Source organism: Streptomyces sp. NPDC087263 (genome assembly GCF_044744645.1).
Taxonomy (GTDB): domain Bacteria; phylum Actinomycetota; class Actinomycetes; order Streptomycetales; family Streptomycetaceae; genus Streptomyces.
Map to the genome: position 1 here is coordinate 164,545 of NZ_JBIUYT010000004.1, position 15,981 is coordinate 180,525.

14 protein-coding genes are annotated in these 15,981 nt (G+C 67.3%); 6 read left to right on the forward strand and 8 right to left on the reverse strand.

The features are described 5' to 3' along the window. Positions 1–167 precede the first annotated feature (167 nt). From ACIPC1_RS14040 to rpmH, 8 genes are all read right to left on the reverse strand, one after another. Positions 168–1,259, reverse strand: a complete 1,092-nt coding sequence (locus ACIPC1_RS14040; protein WP_402516591.1) for a ParB/RepB/Spo0J family partition protein — start codon at positions 1,257–1,259, stop codon at positions 168–170. Then, the gene (locus ACIPC1_RS14045) at positions 1,256–2,329 is read right to left on the reverse strand and encodes a ParA family protein (protein ID WP_384391158.1); all 1,074 of its coding nucleotides are present in this window, start codon (positions 2,327–2,329) and stop codon (positions 1,256–1,258) included. Before ACIPC1_RS14045 ends, ACIPC1_RS14040 begins: the two co-directional genes overlap by 4 nt. Positions 2,330–2,668: 339 nt before the next feature. Beyond that, complete coding sequence (rsmG, locus tag ACIPC1_RS14050) at positions 2,669–3,385, reverse strand: 16S rRNA (guanine(527)-N(7))-methyltransferase RsmG (protein WP_402516594.1); 717 nt, start codon at positions 3,383–3,385, stop codon at positions 2,669–2,671. 177 nt (positions 3,386–3,562) lie between these two features. Further along, positions 3,563–4,072, reverse strand: coding sequence for a protein jag (locus ACIPC1_RS14055; protein WP_384391072.1), 510 nt, complete (start codon positions 4,070–4,072; stop codon positions 3,563–3,565). 15 nt (positions 4,073–4,087) lie between these two features. Then, complete coding sequence (gene yidC, locus ACIPC1_RS14060; RefSeq protein WP_402516597.1) at positions 4,088–5,371, reverse strand: membrane protein insertase YidC; 1,284 nt, start codon at positions 5,369–5,371, stop codon at positions 4,088–4,090. 3 nt (positions 5,372–5,374) lie between these two features. After that, positions 5,375–5,740, reverse strand: coding sequence for a membrane protein insertion efficiency factor YidD (gene yidD / locus ACIPC1_RS14065; RefSeq protein WP_266458393.1), 366 nt, complete (start codon positions 5,738–5,740; stop codon positions 5,375–5,377). After that, positions 5,737–6,108, reverse strand: a complete 372-nt coding sequence (gene rnpA / locus ACIPC1_RS14070; protein WP_384391067.1) for a ribonuclease P protein component — start codon at positions 6,106–6,108, stop codon at positions 5,737–5,739. The genes yidD and rnpA overlap by 4 nt, the downstream gene beginning before the upstream one ends. A gap of 21 nt (positions 6,109–6,129) precedes the next feature. Continuing rightward, positions 6,130–6,267 (reverse strand): 50S ribosomal protein L34, encoded by a 138-nt coding sequence (rpmH, locus tag ACIPC1_RS14075; protein ID WP_003967884.1) that lies wholly within the window; start codon positions 6,265–6,267, stop codon positions 6,130–6,132. 420 nt (positions 6,268–6,687) lie between these two features. Here rpmH and dnaA point away from each other — a divergent pair, with 420 nt between their 5' ends. From dnaA to gyrB, 6 genes are all read left to right on the forward strand, one after another. Next, the gene (gene dnaA, locus ACIPC1_RS14080) at positions 6,688–8,655 is read left to right on the forward strand and encodes a chromosomal replication initiator protein DnaA (protein ID WP_402516598.1); all 1,968 of its coding nucleotides are present in this window, start codon (positions 6,688–6,690) and stop codon (positions 8,653–8,655) included. A gap of 1,033 nt (positions 8,656–9,688) precedes the next feature. Next, positions 9,689–10,819 (forward strand): DNA polymerase III subunit beta, encoded by a 1,131-nt coding sequence (gene dnaN / locus ACIPC1_RS14085; RefSeq protein WP_385730559.1) that lies wholly within the window; start codon positions 9,689–9,691, stop codon positions 10,817–10,819. A 153-nt stretch (positions 10,820–10,972) separates the two neighbouring features. After that, on the forward strand, positions 10,973–11,848 hold the full coding sequence (gnd, locus tag ACIPC1_RS14090; protein WP_402516600.1) for a phosphogluconate dehydrogenase (NAD(+)-dependent, decarboxylating): 876 nt from the start codon (positions 10,973–10,975) through the stop codon (positions 11,846–11,848). 39 nt (positions 11,849–11,887) lie between these two features. Continuing rightward, positions 11,888–13,012 carry a DNA replication/repair protein RecF gene (gene recF / locus ACIPC1_RS14095; protein WP_402516603.1) on the forward strand — a complete coding sequence of 375 codons (1,125 nt, stop codon included), beginning with the start codon at positions 11,888–11,890 and terminating at the stop codon, positions 13,010–13,012. After that, positions 13,009–13,560, forward strand: coding sequence for a DUF721 domain-containing protein (locus tag ACIPC1_RS14100; RefSeq protein WP_384377212.1), 552 nt, complete (start codon positions 13,009–13,011; stop codon positions 13,558–13,560). The genes recF and ACIPC1_RS14100 overlap by 4 nt, the downstream gene beginning before the upstream one ends. A gap of 330 nt (positions 13,561–13,890) precedes the next feature. After that, the gene (gyrB, locus tag ACIPC1_RS14105; RefSeq protein ID WP_384377215.1) at positions 13,891–15,975 is read left to right on the forward strand and encodes a DNA topoisomerase (ATP-hydrolyzing) subunit B; all 2,085 of its coding nucleotides are present in this window, start codon (positions 13,891–13,893) and stop codon (positions 15,973–15,975) included. Positions 15,976–15,981 lie beyond the last annotated feature (6 nt).

The window sequence follows — 15,981 nt, forward strand, 5'->3', positions numbered from 1 at the left end:
CAAGAAGGTGCTGCCAGGTGGATGCGCCATACCCGAACGCATCGTATCGACGATGCGATTCCATCGATACCGTCAGAAAGCAAAAGAGCGGGCCGTGTCCGGTACACACCGGACACGGCCCGCTCTGATGGTTCTGACGATCACAGACACTCCCGCCACCGGGCGGCTCAGGCCTCCGTGTCCTCCGAGTCGTCGTCCAGGAGGCTCTTCTGAAGAACCGGTCCTTCGCCCGGTGCGAGGGAGCCGAGGATCCGCTCAAGATCGTCCATCGAGGCGAACTCGACGGTGATCTTGCCCTTCTTCTGTCCCAGGTCGACCTTTACTCGCGTCTCGAAGCGGTCCGAGAGACGCGATGCCAGATCGCTGAGCGCCGGGGAGAGCAGCGCGCCGGCCCGCGGCCCCTTGGAGCGCGGGGCGGTCTGCGGCCGCGATCCCATGAGAGTGACGATCTCCTCGACGGCCCGCACCGAAAGCCCCTCGGCGACGATCCGGTGGGCCAGCCGGTCCTGCTCCTCCGAGTCGTCCACAGAGAGCAGAGCCCGTGCATGTCCGGCGGAGAGAACTCCGGCGGCAACACGGCGCTGAACCGCGGGAGAGAGCTTCAGCAGACGCAGAGTGTTGGAGACCTGCGGACGCGACCGGCCGATGCGGTCCGCCAGCTGGTCGTGCGTGCAGTTGAAGTCCTTGAGCAGCTGGTCATAGGCCGCCGCCTCTTCCAGCGGGTTCAGCTGCGCGCGGTGCAGGTTCTCCAGCAGAGCATCCAGGAGGAGCTTGTCGTCCTCCGTGGCCCGCACGATCGCCGGAATCGCCTCAAGCCCGGCCTCACGGCATGCCCGGAAGCGCCGCTCGCCCATGATGAGCTCGTAGCGCGTCGGACCGACCTGACGTACGACGACGGGCTGGAGAAGCCCGACCTCCTTGATGGAGGTGACCAGCTCGAAGAGAGCGTCCTCGTCGAACACCTCGCGGGGCTGGCGCGGGTTCGGGACGATGAACTCGAGGGGTAGTTCGGCGAAGTGAGCACCCACAGGTGACGGGTATTCCTCCAGAACTCCGTTCGCCGACAGCTCCTCGGTTTCATGTGAAACAGGCGGCAGCATGGCCACCTTCGCCGCAGCCACACCGCGCTCGGCGGTGAGTACGGGCACAGCCGTCGGCGAGGTGGACGCTCCACCCGCGGAAGCCGCCTTCTCTCCTGTCGGTGCCGCAGGGATAAGCGCGCCGAGGCCACGCCCCAGTCCCCGTCGTCGCTCGCTCACTGGATCCCCTCCACCATGTTCTGACCGTTCTGTACGCCCACGTGGGCAGGTTCCGCGTCGTACGCCACACCAACTCCGCGGAGGGCGATTTCCCTTGCTGCCTCAAGATACGAGAGAGCACCGCTCGACCCTGGATCATAGGTCAGCACCGTCTGCCCATAGCTCGGCGCCTCGGAGATACGGACCGAGCGAGGAATGCTCGTCCGCAGCACCTCCTCGCCGAAGTGACTGCGTACCTCGTCCGCGACCTGCGACGCCAGACGCGTCCGACCGTCGTACATGGTGAGCAGGATCGTCGAGACATGGAGGTCGGGGTTGAGGTGACCCCGAACCAGGTCCACATTGCGCAGGAGCTGCCCCAGGCCTTCCAGCGCGTAGTACTCGCACTGGATGGGGATGAGGACCTCCGCGCCGGCCACCAGCGCATTGACCGTCAGGAGGCCGAGCGACGGCGGGCAGTCGATGAGGATGTAGTCCAGCGGCTGCTCGTATGCCTGGATCGCTCGTTCCAGTCGGCTCTCCCGCGCCACCAGGGACACCAGCTCGATCTCCGCACCGGCGAGATCGATGGTGGCCGGCGCGCAGAAGAGACCCTCGACATCGGGGACCGCCTGGACGACTTCGGAGAGCGGCTTGCTGTCGATCAACACGTCGTAGATCGATGGAACTTCGGCGTGATGGTCGATGCCCAGCGCGGTGGAGGCATTGCCCTGAGGGTCGAGGTCGATCACCAGGACACGGCCGCCATGCAGAGCGAGTGAGGCAGCAAGGTTGACCGTGGTCGTGGTCTTACCCACCCCGCCCTTCTGGTTGGCAACGACCATGACCCGGGTCTGTTCGGGCCGTGGCAGGCCCTCACCGGCGCGACCTAGCGCCTCCACTGCCAGTTGGGCAGCACGACCGATGGGAGTGTCGTCCATTGGAGGCGGTGTTTCACGTGAAACATCCTCCCCCATCGACTCGGTACGGGGACCGGGGACCGGATCGGTCATCGGTCCCGCGATGTTGGCGTCGGACCGCAAGGATTCACTCTCCTCGACTTCAGGCTCGCAATGAACAGAGCCTCCCATGCCTTCGGGGTCGTGAACCAGCGAGGCCCGTTCTTCTGTGGAGAAATCCACCTCTGTGGACAACTCCGCACCCTCTCCGAGTGAACGGAGAGGTTTCCGGTCCCGGGATACGGCCGCGGCCCGGCCGCGACTGATGATGCCGTGCAACAGTGAGCGACGTTTCACGTGAAACACGATGCATAGGGATCGCGGCCATCACGGCGCGACACTCCGAGATGTATAGGTTTGGCAGCTTGTGTGGAGTACCGCTCGTCGTCAGGACGGATCAGCGGCAGTGACAAAAAACTCCCGGTTCCGCCATGCGGAGCCGGGAGTGCAACGTCGATTCAGCCCTCGGACTCAGCGTCGGCGACGCGTTCGCCCGATCCGGGCCGCTTTTGCTCGCTTGGCCGCGAAGCGCACTCCGCCGGGGCTCTCGCCGACCTCGACCCGTACGACGGTGGAGAGCGGATCCACCACTCCCTCTCCGACATGGAGTACGGAGGTCCGGGCGGCACCGAGCTTGCTCAGCGCCGTTGCAGCGCTCTTCAGCTCCTCCTCGGCGGTGTCGCCCTTGAGGGCGAGCATCTCGCCGTAAGGACGCAGCAGCGGGATCCCCCAGGCCGCCAGGCGGTCCAGGGGCGCCACGGCGCGCGCGGTCACCACGTGAACGGGCGGGAGCTTGCCCATGACCTCCTCCGCGCGGCCACGGACGACCGTCACATGGTCGAGGCCCAGCAGTTCCACGACCTCGGTGAGGAAGGTCGTGCGGCGCAGCAACGGCTCAAGCAACGTGATCTTGAGGTCCTCACGGACAAGCGCCAACGGAATGCCCGGCAGCCCGGCACCCGAGCCGACATCGCACACCGTCACCCCTTCGGGTACGACCTCGGAGAGCACCGCGCAGTTCAACAGGTGCCGCTCCCACAGACGGGGGACTTCGCGCGGGCCGATCAGACCGCGCTGTACTCCCGCCTCGGCCAAGAGCTCCGCGTACCGGACCGCGTCCGCGAAGCGATTACCGAAAACCTCGCGCGCCTGCTCGGGCGCGGGAGGAAGCTCCGCTGCCTCCGTCACGGGGACCGTCCTTCCGTACCGCATAAGCGCATTGCGCGCTGATCACCAGGACCATCAAGGACTACCGGGTACTGCCCGGCACCACCAGGGACTGACAGGCACCACCGGGAACTACCAGGCTGACAAGGTTCGGCCCCGCCTGCGCAACAGACGGGGCCGATGGAACGTACGTACCGATCAGGCAGGAAGCACGACGACGAAGCGCTGGGGCTCCTCGCCCTCGGACTCGCTACGCAGACCCGCGGCCTTGACCGCGTCGTGCACGACCTTGCGCTCGAAGGGCGTCATCGGGTTCATCTTGACGGGCTCGCCGGAGCTCTTGACCTCGGCCGCGGCCTTGGCGCCGAGCTCGGAGAGCTCCTCGCGCTTCCTCGCACGGTAGCCAGCGATGTCCAGCATGAGGCGGCTGCGGTCGCCGGTCTCCCGGTGTACCGCCAGGCGCGTGAGCTCCTGCAGGGCTTCCAGCACCTCGCCGTCCCGGCCGACCAGTTTGTTCAGGTCGCGACCGCCGGAGTCGCTGATGATCGAGACAGCGGCGCGGTCGGCCTCGACGTCCATGTCGATGTCGCCGTCGAGATCGGCGATGTCGAGCAGACCCTCGAGGTAGTCCGCCGCGATCTCGCCCTCCTGCTCAAGGCGGCTCAGGGTGTCGCCCTCGGCGGCAGCGGAGGTGGTGCCTTCCGTCACGGGATGGACTCCTTCTTACTTCTTGGACGGCGACTTGGGCCGCTGAGGACCCTTGCGCTGTCCGGACTGGGCTTTGCTGCGGGTACCGGAGCCGGGCTTGGTGCCGCCCGCGGCCGGCTTGGCGGCGTTGGGCTTGGCGTCCTGCGGCTCGTCGGACTTGCTCAGCGAGGTCTTCGGCTCGGTCCCGCCGTCCGCCTTGGCCGCACCCGACTGACGCTGGGACTTGGACTGCCGCTTCGGCTGCTGGCGCTTGGGGGCGCCGCCCTCGATCGTCGGGGTGCCGTCCTCGGCCTCGGTGACGGCGTCACTCACGCCCTTCACCACGGTGCCGTCGGCCTGGGCCGCCAGGCCCGCCTTCGTCAGAGTGTTGATGAACTTGCGCTCGTGCTCATTGCGGTCGCGGCCCTTGGCGACGATCGCCTTGACGATGGCCTTCTGACCACGGCCGCGCGTCTTCTCGTGCTGCGCAACGTGCTTCTCCAGGCGCTCCAGGTAAGCGGCCTGGGCCTTGCTGCCCGGGGTCGGGTTGTTGCGGATGACGTACATCTGCTGGCCCATGGTCCACACGTTGGTGGTCAGCCAGTAGACGAGGACACCGACCGGGAAGTTGATGCCGAAGATGGCGAACATGACCGGGAAGACGTACATCAGCATCTTCTGCTGCTGCATGAAGGGCGTCTTCACGGACATGTCGACGTTCTTCGTCATCAGCTGACGCTGGGTGTAGAACTGCGACCCCGACATCAGCACGATCATGATCGCGGTGATGACACGGACATCGGTGAGGGATGCGCCGAGCGCCTCCACCTTCGATGAGCCGTCCGTAAACTTCGCGGCGAGCGGGGCACCGAAGATGTGGGCCTTCTGAGCACTGGCCAGGAGGGAGTCGTTGATCACGCCGATGGTCTTGTTCGACGCGATGCCGTTGAGCACGTGGTACAGGGCGAAGAAGAACGGCGACTGCGCCAGGATGGGAAGGCACGAGGAGAGCGGGTTGGTACCCGAATCCTTGTACAGCTTCATCATCTCTTCGGACTGACGCTGTTTGTCGTTCTTGTAGCGCTCCTGGATCTTCTTCATCTCGGGCTGCAGCGTCTGCATCGCCCGAGTGGCCTTGATCTGCTTCACGAAGAGCGGGATCAGGCAGATACGGATCAGGATCACCAGGGACACGATGGACAAGCCCCAGGCCCAGCCCGTATCGGGACCGAAGATCAGCCCGTACACGGAGTGGAACTGGACGATGACCCAGGAGACGGGTGTCGTGATGAAGCTGAACAGACTGGCAATCGTGTCCACTAATCAGGCTCCTTGAGCATGGGACGGGGTCTCGGCGGCCGGGCTCGAGGGGTGGTCGGACATACCGTGCCCCTCGATGGCCGGTTCGGCGGCGGAGGTCCCGCCCTTGCGTGCACGCCAGGCGTTACGCAGCATTTCGTGCCACCGCGGACGCTTGCGCGGCGGAACATGGTCCACACCGCCCAGCGACCACGGATTGCACCGGAGGATGCGCCAGGCGGTGAGTGCCGTTCCCTTGATCGCACCATGCCGGTCGATGGCCTGGTAGCCGTAGTGGGAACACGACGGGTAGTACTTGCACACCGGCCCCAGGAGCGGGCTGATCGTCCACTGGTACAGCTTGATGAGAGCCAGCAGCGGGTACTTCATCGAGCGCCCCCTCCCAGCAGCCGCTGAAGGGCGGCATCCAGGTCTCGGGCCAGCTGTTCATGGTCGGCGTCACCCGCGCCGGGCAACGCTCGTACGACTACCAGGCTACCGGTGGGCAGCAGGGCCACCCGGTCACGCATCAGATGGCGAAGTCGGCGCTTCACCTTGTTGCGTACGACAGCCCCGCCCACGGCTTTGCTCACGACGAAACCCGCACGCGTCGAGGGAGCGCTCTCCCCAGGCGCGTGCGGGTCCGGTGCACCGCTACGTAGATGGACGACGAGGAGCGGGCGTCCGGCCCGGCGTCCTCGGCGTACCGCGGTCGCGAAGTCCTCGCGCCGCCTCAGCCGATGCTCGGTAGGCAGCACGACGTCATGACCTGTAAGTGATCAGGCGGACAGGCTGGATCGACCCTTGCCACGACGGTTCGCGAGAATCGCGCGGCCGGCACGGGTGCGCATCCGCAGGCGGAAGCCGTGGGTCTTGGCGCGACGACGGTTGTTCGGCTGGAAGGTGCGCTTGCTCACTCGGGGGCTCCAGAAATAATCGGTGGTGGCGGGATGCCGTCCTGGCTGTCACCGTGCGCCCACGAGTAGCTCGTATACGCCCGAGTGCACCGCTTCCCGATCACTCGAAGTGACCTGTGCCCATCGGAGGCAGGCGGCAGCAGCCATCGACAACTCGACCTGGTCACGGTACGCGCGGCTACGCCATCCGGTCAAACCAGCATCTGCCAGGAGACACTATCCACAGGCTGGGGACAACAACTTGAACCGCAGCGGTCGCCCTGACTACCGTGGCCAAACTCCGATTCGTTCTCTTCTCACCGCCCCAGCGGCTTTGTCCCCACCGCTCCAGCAGCTTTGTTCCCGCCGCCCCACCCGAGTGATCTTCCCAACCTGCTCCCAGAACCACACGTTCGTGGGACCCATGAGAGAGCGTGCCCTGTGGCTGACGTACCTGCCGATCTTGCCGCAGTGTGGCCACGAGTAATGGAGCAACTTCTCGGCGAGGGCCGCGGTCAGGGTGTCGAGGCGAAGGACGAGCACTGGATCAAGCGCTGCCAGCCCTTGGCACTGGTCGCGGACACCGCACTCCTCGCGGTCCCGAACGAGTTCGCGAAGGGCGTACTCGAAGGCCGTCTCGCGCCGATCGTCAGCGAGACCCTGAGCCGCGAGTGCGGACGCCCGATCCGCATCGCCATCACCGTCGACGACTCCGCCGGCGAACCCCCTGCGCCCGCCCGGTACGAGGGCTCCGAGCCCCCCTCGGGCCAGGGCCAGGGCCGCGACTCGTACGACAACCAGACCCGCGACGACCGAAGCCCGTACGACAACCAGAAGCGCGACGAGCGCCCCCCGTACGACAGCGAGCGAAACCCGTACGACCCCCAGGCACGCGACGACCGGAATCCGTACGACGGACAGCGCCGCGACGGATACGAGGGGTACGGCCGGCACCGCGCCGACGACCACAGGTCCGGCCGCTCCGACCAGCTCCCCGGGGCCCCCGGCGACCAGCTCCCGAGCGCCCGCCCCGCCTACCCCGACTACCAGCGGCCCGAGCCGGGCGGCTGGCCGCGGCACCAGGACGACTACGGCTGGCAGCAGCAGCGCCTCGGCTTCCCGGAGCGCGACCCCTATGCCTCGCCCTCGCAGGACTACCGGCCGCAGTCCATGGACCGCCCGCCCTACGAGCAGCAGCGCCCTGACTACGACCAGCAGCGCTCCGACTACGACCAGCGTCCCGACCGCCGCGATCTTCAGGACCCGACCTCCGGCAGCGGCCACATGCACCGCGGCGGCCCCTCGCTGCCCTCCTCCAGCGGCGCCCCGGGCCCACTGGCCGCGCAGCCCGCACCGGCGAGCGGTCCGGGCGAGCCCACCGCACGCCTCAACCCGAAGTACCTCTTCGACACCTTCGTCATCGGCGCCTCGAACCGCTTCGCGCACGCCGCCGCGGTCGCCGTCGCCGAGGCACCGGCGAAGGCATACAACCCGCTCTTCATCTACGGGGAGTCCGGCCTCGGCAAGACGCACCTGCTGCACGCGATCGGGCACTACGCGCGCAGCCTGTACCCGGGCACACGGGTGCGGTACGTGAGCTCGGAGGAGTTCACCAACGAGTTCATCAACTCCATCCGCGACGGCAAGGGCGACAGCTTCCGCAAGCGGTACCGCGAGATGGACATCCTGCTCGTCGACGACATCCAGTTTCTGGCGGACAAGGAGTCGACGCAGGAGGAGTTCTTCCACACGTTCAACACGCTCCACAACGCGAACAAGCAGATCGTGCTCTCCAGTGACCGGCCGCCCAAGCAGCTGGTCACTCTGGAGGACCGGCTGCGGAACCGTTTCGAGTGGGGTCTGATCACGGACGTCCAGCCGCCCGAGCTGGAGACCCGAATCGCCATCCTTCGTAAGAAGGCGGTGCAGGAGCAGCTCAACGCCCCGCCGGAGGTGCTGGAGTTCATCGCGTCTCGCATCTCGCGGAACATCCGCGAGCTGGAGGGCGCGCTGATCCGGGTGACGGCGTTCGCGTCGCTCAACCGGCAGCCGGTGGACCTCGGTCTGACGGAGATCGTCCTCAAGGACCTGATCCCCGGCGGCGAGGACTCGTCCCCGGAGATCACCGCGCCGGCCATCATGGCGGCCACCGCCGACTATTTCGGGCTCACCGTGGACGACCTGTGCGGCTCTTCGCGCAGCCGCGTCCTGGTGACGGCACGCCAGATCGCCATGTACCTCTGCCGCGAGCTCACCGACCTCTCACTGCCGAAGATCGGCGCGCAGTTCGGCGGCCGCGACCACACGACCGTGATGCACGCCGACCGCAAGATCCGCGCGCTGATGGCCGAGCGCCGCTCCATCTACAACCAGGTCACCGAGCTCACGAACCGCATCAAGAACGGCTGACAGAGACGGCGACAGAGACCGTCGTACGTCGCTGAGGGCGCCCCGGGACACCTTCCCGAGGGCGCCTTTCGCCGTTCTCGTGCGTGTGCCGACGGCGCCTGCCGAGGTTCTCGTACGTCTACGGAGGCTGCCCAGAGACGTTGTCGTACGCCCACGGAGGCCGGTCCGAGACGTTTTCGTACCCGCGCCGAGGGCCTCGGCGACGTTTTTGTACGTCTAGGGAGGACGCCCTTCGTAGACCGGCGGTCATCCTGTGTTCGATTACGAGCCGGGTTACGGCCACCCTCCACAGATTCGGTGACTTTCCGGTGTCCACACCCTGGGGACTGGGAAGTTGTCCAGATCGTGTCCACAGGCCGCACTGGTGGAAGACGATCAGACCAGGTCACCTGCTTGTGGATTGGTGGACGAAGACTCTCCACAGGCTGTGGACGAAGAAAAGATCCACAGGGTGTTCGCGAGGTTGTCCACCGTCGGCCCACAGGCTGGGCCTGGTTGTCCCCAGCGATCACCAACTTCTCCACACCTCTGTCCACTGTTCGGCAACTCGACGCGCCCTCTCACCGTGTCGAGTGAAAGGCGTCACACCAAGGTGTCCGGTTGGCCTGTGGGGAACGTGGGTAAATCTGGGGACGGCGCTGGGGAGAAGTGACCTCTGCCTGTGCATCGAGTGTGCAGAACTTTTCGCCGTCCACAGAGGAGCGTGGTTTTCCACCGCTCCCGCCCACAGGGTCGGTGGACAAAAAATCGCCTCTGAGCTGCGAAAACGGGGTTATCCACGGTTTCCACAGGCCCTACTACTAAGACCAACTAGAGAGAGCTTGAGAGTCGATTCGAAGTGGGGGCTGTGCACAACTCACCCTCGGAGCCTCTGGTGCCGCTCGGAACGACTTGACCCTGAGGGGCACCGACTGTCAGTGCTGTGCGTCAGACTGGTCCCCGGTGTCCTGCCCATCCCTGGGCCGAACGACACCGAGTCAGACGACGAAGGCCAGCAGGGCGAGAGCGCCGGCAACAGACGGAGGCGGCAACGGTGAAGATCCGGGTGGAACGCGACGTACTCGCGGAGGCAGTGGCCTGGGCGGCACGCAGCCTCCCGGCCCGTCCGCCGGCTCCTGTGCTCGCCGGCCTGCTCCTGAAGGCCGAGGAGGGCGCTCTGAGCCTCTCCAGCTTCGACTACGAGGTCTCGGCACGGGTCTCGGTGGACGCCGAGATCGACGAGGAAGGCACGGTGCTCGTCTCCGGCCGCCTGCTCGCCGACATCTGCCGTGCCCTCCCCAACCGGCCGGTGGAGATTTCCACAGACGGTGCACGGGCGAGCGTGGTCTGCGGCTCCTCGCGGTTCACACTCCACACCCTGCCTGTGGAGGAGTACCCGGCGCTGCCGCAGATGCCGTCCGCGACCGGCACCGTCCCGGGCGAGGTCTTCGCCTCGGCGGCCGCTCAGGTGGCCATCGCGGCCGGGCGCGACGACACGCTGCCCGTCCTGACCGGCGTCCGCATCGAGATCGAGGGCGACACGGTCACCCTCGCCTCGACCGACCGCTACCGCTTCGCGGTCCGTGAGTTCCTGTGGAAGCCGGAGGACCCCGAGGCGTCCGCGGTGGCCCTGGTGCCCGCCAAGACGCTCCTGGACACCGCCAAGGCCCTTACGAGCGGCGACAGCGTGATCCTGGCGCTGTCCGGCTCCGGGGCCGGCGAGGGCCTGATCGGTTTCGAGGGCGCGGGGCGGCGTACGACCACCCGGCTGCTCGAAGGTGACCTCCCGAAGTACCGCTCGCTGTTCCCGACGGAGTTCAACTCGATCGCCGTCATCGAGACCGCCCCCTTCGTGGAGGCCGTCAAGCGCGTGGCCCTGGTCGCCGAGCGGAACACCCCGGTGCGGCTGAGCTTCGAGCAGGGCGTGCTGATCCTGGAGGCGGGCTCCAGTGACGACGCACAGGCTGTGGAGAGGGTCGACGCCCAGTTGGAGGGGGACGACGTCTCGATCGCCTTCAACCCGACGTTCCTGCTCGACGGCCTGAGCGCCATCGACTCGCCGGTCGCCCAGCTCTCCTTCACGACGTCCACGAAGCCCGCGCTGCTGAGCGGCAAGCCCGCCCTGGACGCGGAGGCGGACGAGGCCTACAAGTACCTGATCATGCCGGTGCGCCTCAGCGGCTGACGCGTGGCGGCCGGCCCACCCGGCCGCCGAAGCCGCAGGTGGGGCGTACGTCTGAGCGCGTATGCCCACAGATGTGCGTGAGCGTCCGGGTTTAGGCTCGGACGTAGGTACGAGAGTGCCTTCACGCCACGTCGCAAACCTAAGGAACAACTGATGGAGCTCGGTCTCGTCGGCCTCGGCAAGATGGGCGGCAACATGCGCGAGCGGATCCGCCGCGCAGGCCACACCGTCCTCGGATACGACCGCAACCCGGACCTCGCCGATGTCCACAGCCTGGAAGAGCTTGTGGGCAAGCTCAAGGGCCCGCGGGTGGTGTGGGTGATGGTCCCGGCGGGTGCCGCGACCCAGTCCACCATCGACGAGCTGGCCGCCCTCCTGAAGCCCGGTGACGTCGTCGTGGACGGCGGCAACTCCCGCTGGACGGACGACGAGAAGCACGCCGTCGAACTCGGCATCAAGGGCATTGGCTTCGTCGACGCGGGCGTCTCCGGCGGCGTGTGGGGCCTGGAGAACGGCTACGCACTGATGGTCGGCGGCGACGCCGAGAACATCGCCAAGGTCCAGCCGGTCTTCGACGCCCTCAAGCCCGAGGGCGACTTCGGCTTCGTCCACGCCGGCAAGGTCGGCGCCGGTCACTTCTCCAAGATGGTCCACAACGGCATCGAGTACGCCATGATGCAGGCCTACGCCGAGGGCTGGGAACTCCTGGAGAAGGTCGACTCCGTCACCGACGTACGCGAGGTCTTCCGCTCCTGGCAGGAAGGCACCGTCATCCGCTCCTGGCTGCTCGACCTCGCCGTCAACGCCCTCGACAGCGACGAACACCTCGACAAGCTCCGCGGCTTCGCCGAGGACTCCGGCGAGGGCCGCTGGACCGTCGAGGCGGCCATCGACCACGCCGTCCCGCTGCCCGCGATCACCGCCTCGCTCTTCGCCCGCTTCGCGTCCCGCCAGGACGACTCGCCGCAGATGAAGATGGTCGCGGCACTGCGCAACCAGTTCGGCGGCCACGCGGTCGAGAAGAAGTAATCCACAGATCCACAACCTGGGGGAGGTCGGCGAACGACCATGCACGTCACGCATCTGTCGCTGGCCGACTTCCGTTCCTACGCCCGGGTCGAGGTCCCGCTCGACCCGGGCGTCACCGCGTTCGTGGGCCCCAACGGACAGGGCAAGACGAACCTGGTCGAGGCGGTCGGCTACCTCGCGACCCTCGGCAGTCATCGCGTCTCCTCCGACGCCCCGCTGGTGCGCATGGGCGCCGACCGCGCGATCATCCGGGCCAATGTCCGTCAGGGCGAGCGCCAGCAGCTCATCGAGCTGGAGCTGAACCCCGGCAAGGCGAATCGTGCCCGCATCAACAGGTCCTCGCAGGTCAGACCCCGTGACGTGCTGGGCATCGTACGTACGGTGCTGTTCGCTCCCGAGGATCTCGCCCTCGTCAAGGGCGACCCCGGCGAGCGGCGCCGCTTCCTCGACGAGCTGATCACCGCCCGCTCCCCGCGGATGGCGGGCGTCCGCTCCGACTACGACCGGGTCCTCAGGCAGCGCAACACGCTCCTGAAGTCGGCCGCACTGGCCCGGCGGCACGGCGGCCGCACCATGGACCTGTCCACCCTCGACGTCTGGGACCAGCACCTCGCGCGGGTGGGCGCCGAGCTGCTCGCCCAGCGGCTCGACCTGGTCTCCGCGATCCAGCCGCTGTCCGACAAGGCGTACGAGCAGCTGGCGCCCGGCGGCGGCCCGATCGCGCTGGAGTACAAGCCCTCGTCGCCCGAAATCGTCGGCCACGCGCGCGAGGAGCTGTACGAGCAGCTCATGGCCGCCCTCCTGGAGTCCCGCAAGCAGGAGATCGAGCGGGGTGTCACCCTGGTGGGCCCTCACCGGGACGAACTGCTGCTCAGGCTCGGCCAGCTGCCCGCGAAGGGATATGCGTCACACGGTGAGTCCTGGTCGTACGCGCTGGCGCTCCGCCTGGCCTCGTACGACCTGCTCAGGTCCGAGGGAAACGAGCCGGTGCTGGTTCTGGACGACGTGTTCGCCGAGCTGGACACCCGCAGGAGGGAACGGCTCGCGGAACTCGTCGCTCCGGGCGAGCAGGTGCTGGTGACCGCCGCGGTCGACGACGACGTACCCGGCGTACTGGCGGGGACGCGGTACTCCGTGTCCGAGGGCGGGGTGGAGCGCGTATGACGGAGAACACACCCGACCCGGGAGCGGCACCCAAGGTGCCCGAGCCGTCCGGCGTCGACCTCGCGCGGGTGGCCCTGCGTGCCGCCAAGGAACAGGCACGCGCGCGTGGGGACGCCGCTCAGCAGAAGAAGCAGGCGCGGCGCGGTGGCGGACTGCGCTCCGGCGCGCGCGCCGATGGGCGCGACCCCATGGCGCTCGGTGCCGCCATCAACCGGCTGCTCACCGAGCGCGGCTGGGAGACCCCGGCCGCGGTGGGCGGTGTGATGGGGCGCTGGCCGGAAATCGTCGGCGACGACCTGGCAAAGCACTGTGTTCCGCTGCGGTACGACGACGACCCGGCCGAGCGGGTGCTGACCGTGCAGTGCGACTCGACCGCCTGGGCGACGCAGTTGCGGCTGCTCGCCCCGGAGTTGGTGAAACGGCTGAATCAGGACCTCGGGCACGGCACGGTGCGGCTGATCAAGGTGCAGGGCCCCGGGGGTCCCCCCCGCCGCTTCGGTCCTCTGCGCGCCCCCGGAAGCAAGGGCCCCGGCGACACCTACGGGTGATCGGCACAGGCTGGAACCGTCGGCCGTGGTTGACCGGATGCGGTTGCGAACACCGACCTGACTCGGCAGTAGCCAAGGGTTGACACCCGGAAGCGCTGAGTGCCGCTGTAAGCCTCTTTGAGCCCGGGTCCGCATATGGGGAGTCGGCAGAGACCGGTTCAGGGCGGCACATGCGGACTCAGGTACCGGCAAACCCCCATCACTGTCGGCGCTACCGGTAGACTGGAAGCTAATCCCGCCCCACCCGTGGGACACACCGAGCAACGCTGACTAGGGCTTACCAACGCAACACGCCGCAGCCTCTCCGGCCACCCGCCAGGAGTTTGGCTTGTGCTGTGCCAGAAAGGGCGCTTCGTGGCCGATTCCGGCAACCCCAACGAGAACATCCCGTCCACCGACGCAGGCGCGAACGGCGAGGCAATCTCCTCGAACGGCGAGGTCTCCGCCTCGTACGACGCCAACGCCATCACCGTCCTCGAGGGTCTGGACGCGGTCCGCAAGCGACCCGGTATGTACATCGGCTCGACCGGTGAGCGCGGCCTGCACCACCTGGTGCAGGAGGTCGTGGACAACTCCGTCGACGAGGCGCTGGCCGGTCACGCGGACACCATCGACGTGACGATCCTGGCCGATGGCGGCGTGCGAGTCATCGACAACGGCCGCGGCATCCCGGTGGGCATCGTCCCGTCCGAGGGCAAGCCCGCCGTCGAGGTCGTGCTGACCGTGCTGCACGCGGGCGGCAAGTTCGGCGGCGGCGGCTACGCGGTCTCCGGCGGTCTGCACGGCGTGGGCGTCTCCGTCGTCAACGCGCTGTCCACGAAGGTCGCCGTCGAGGTCAAGACCGACGGCTACCGCTGGACGCAGGACTACAAGCTGGGCGTCCCCACCGCACCGCTGGCGCGTAACGAAGAGACGGACAAGACCGGTACGACGGTCACGTTCTGGGCCGACCCGGACATCTTCGAGACCACCGACTACTCCTTCGAGACGCTGTCGCGGCGCCTCCAGGAGATGGCGTTCCTCAACAAGGGTTTGACCATCAAACTCACTGACGAGCGCGAGTCGGCGAAGGCCACGGCCGGTGCGGACGAGGCGGGGGCGGACGAGATCGCCGAGGTCAAGTCCGTCACGTACCACTACGCGGGCGGCATCGTCGACTTCGTGAAGTACCTGAACTCCCGCAAGGGAGAGGTCGTCCACGACACCGTGATCGACATCGAGGCCGAGGACAAGGAGCGCCTGCTCTCCCTCGAGGTCGCGATGCAGTGGAACAGCGGCTACAGCGAGGGTGTGTACTCCTTCGCCAACACCATCCACACGCACGAGGGCGGCACGCACGAAGAGGGCTTCCGGGCCGCTCTGACCGGTCTGATCAACCGGTACGCGCGCGACAAGAAGCTGCTGCGCGAGAAGGACGACAACCTCACGGGTGACGACATCCGCGAGGGTCTGACCGCGATCATCTCGGTCAAGCTCGGCGAGCCGCAGTTCGAGGGCCAGACCAAGACCAAGCTGGGCAACACCGAGGCGAAGACCTTCGTACAGAAGGTCGTGCACGAGCGTCTGACGGACTGGCTGGACCGCAATCCGAACGAGGCTTCGGACATCATCCGCAAGTCCATCCAGGCGGCCACCGCGCGCGTGGCGGCCCGCAAGGCGCGTGACCTCACCCGCCGCAAGGGCCTGCTGGAGTCGGCGTCCCTGCCCGGCAAGCTCTCCGACTGCCAGTCGAACGACCCCACCAAGTGCGAGATCTTCATCGTCGAGGGTGACTCCGCCGGAGGCTCGGCCAAGTCGGGCCGCAACCCGCAGTACCAGGCGATCCTTCCGATCCGAGGCAAGATCCTCAACGTCGAGAAGTCGCGGATCGACAAGATCCTGCAGAACCAGGAGATCCAGGCGCTGATCTCGGCCTTCGGTACCGGGGTCCACGAGGACTTCGACATCGCGAAGCTCCGCTATCACAAGATCATCCTGATGGCGGACGCCGACGTCGACGGCCAGCACATCAACACCCTGCTGCTGACGTTCCTGTTCCGCTTCATGCGGCCGCTGGTCGAGGCCGGGCACGTGTTCCTCTCGCGTCCGCCGCTCTACAAGATCAAGTGGGGCCGCGAGGACTTCGAGTACGCCTACTCGGACCGGGAGCGTGACGCGCTGATCGAGCTGGGCAAGCAGGCCGGCAAGCGCATCCGCGAGGACTCGGTCCAGCGCTTCAAGGGTCTCGGCGAGATGAACGCCGAGGAGCTGCGCATCACGACCATGGACCAGGAACACCGCGTCCTGGGCCAGGTCACCCTCGACGACGCCGCCCAGGCCGACGACCTGTTCTCGGTCCTCATGGGCGAGGACGTCGAGGCGCGCCGCGCGTTCATCCAGCGCAACGCCAAGGACGTCCGCTTCCTCGACATCTGAGTCGGT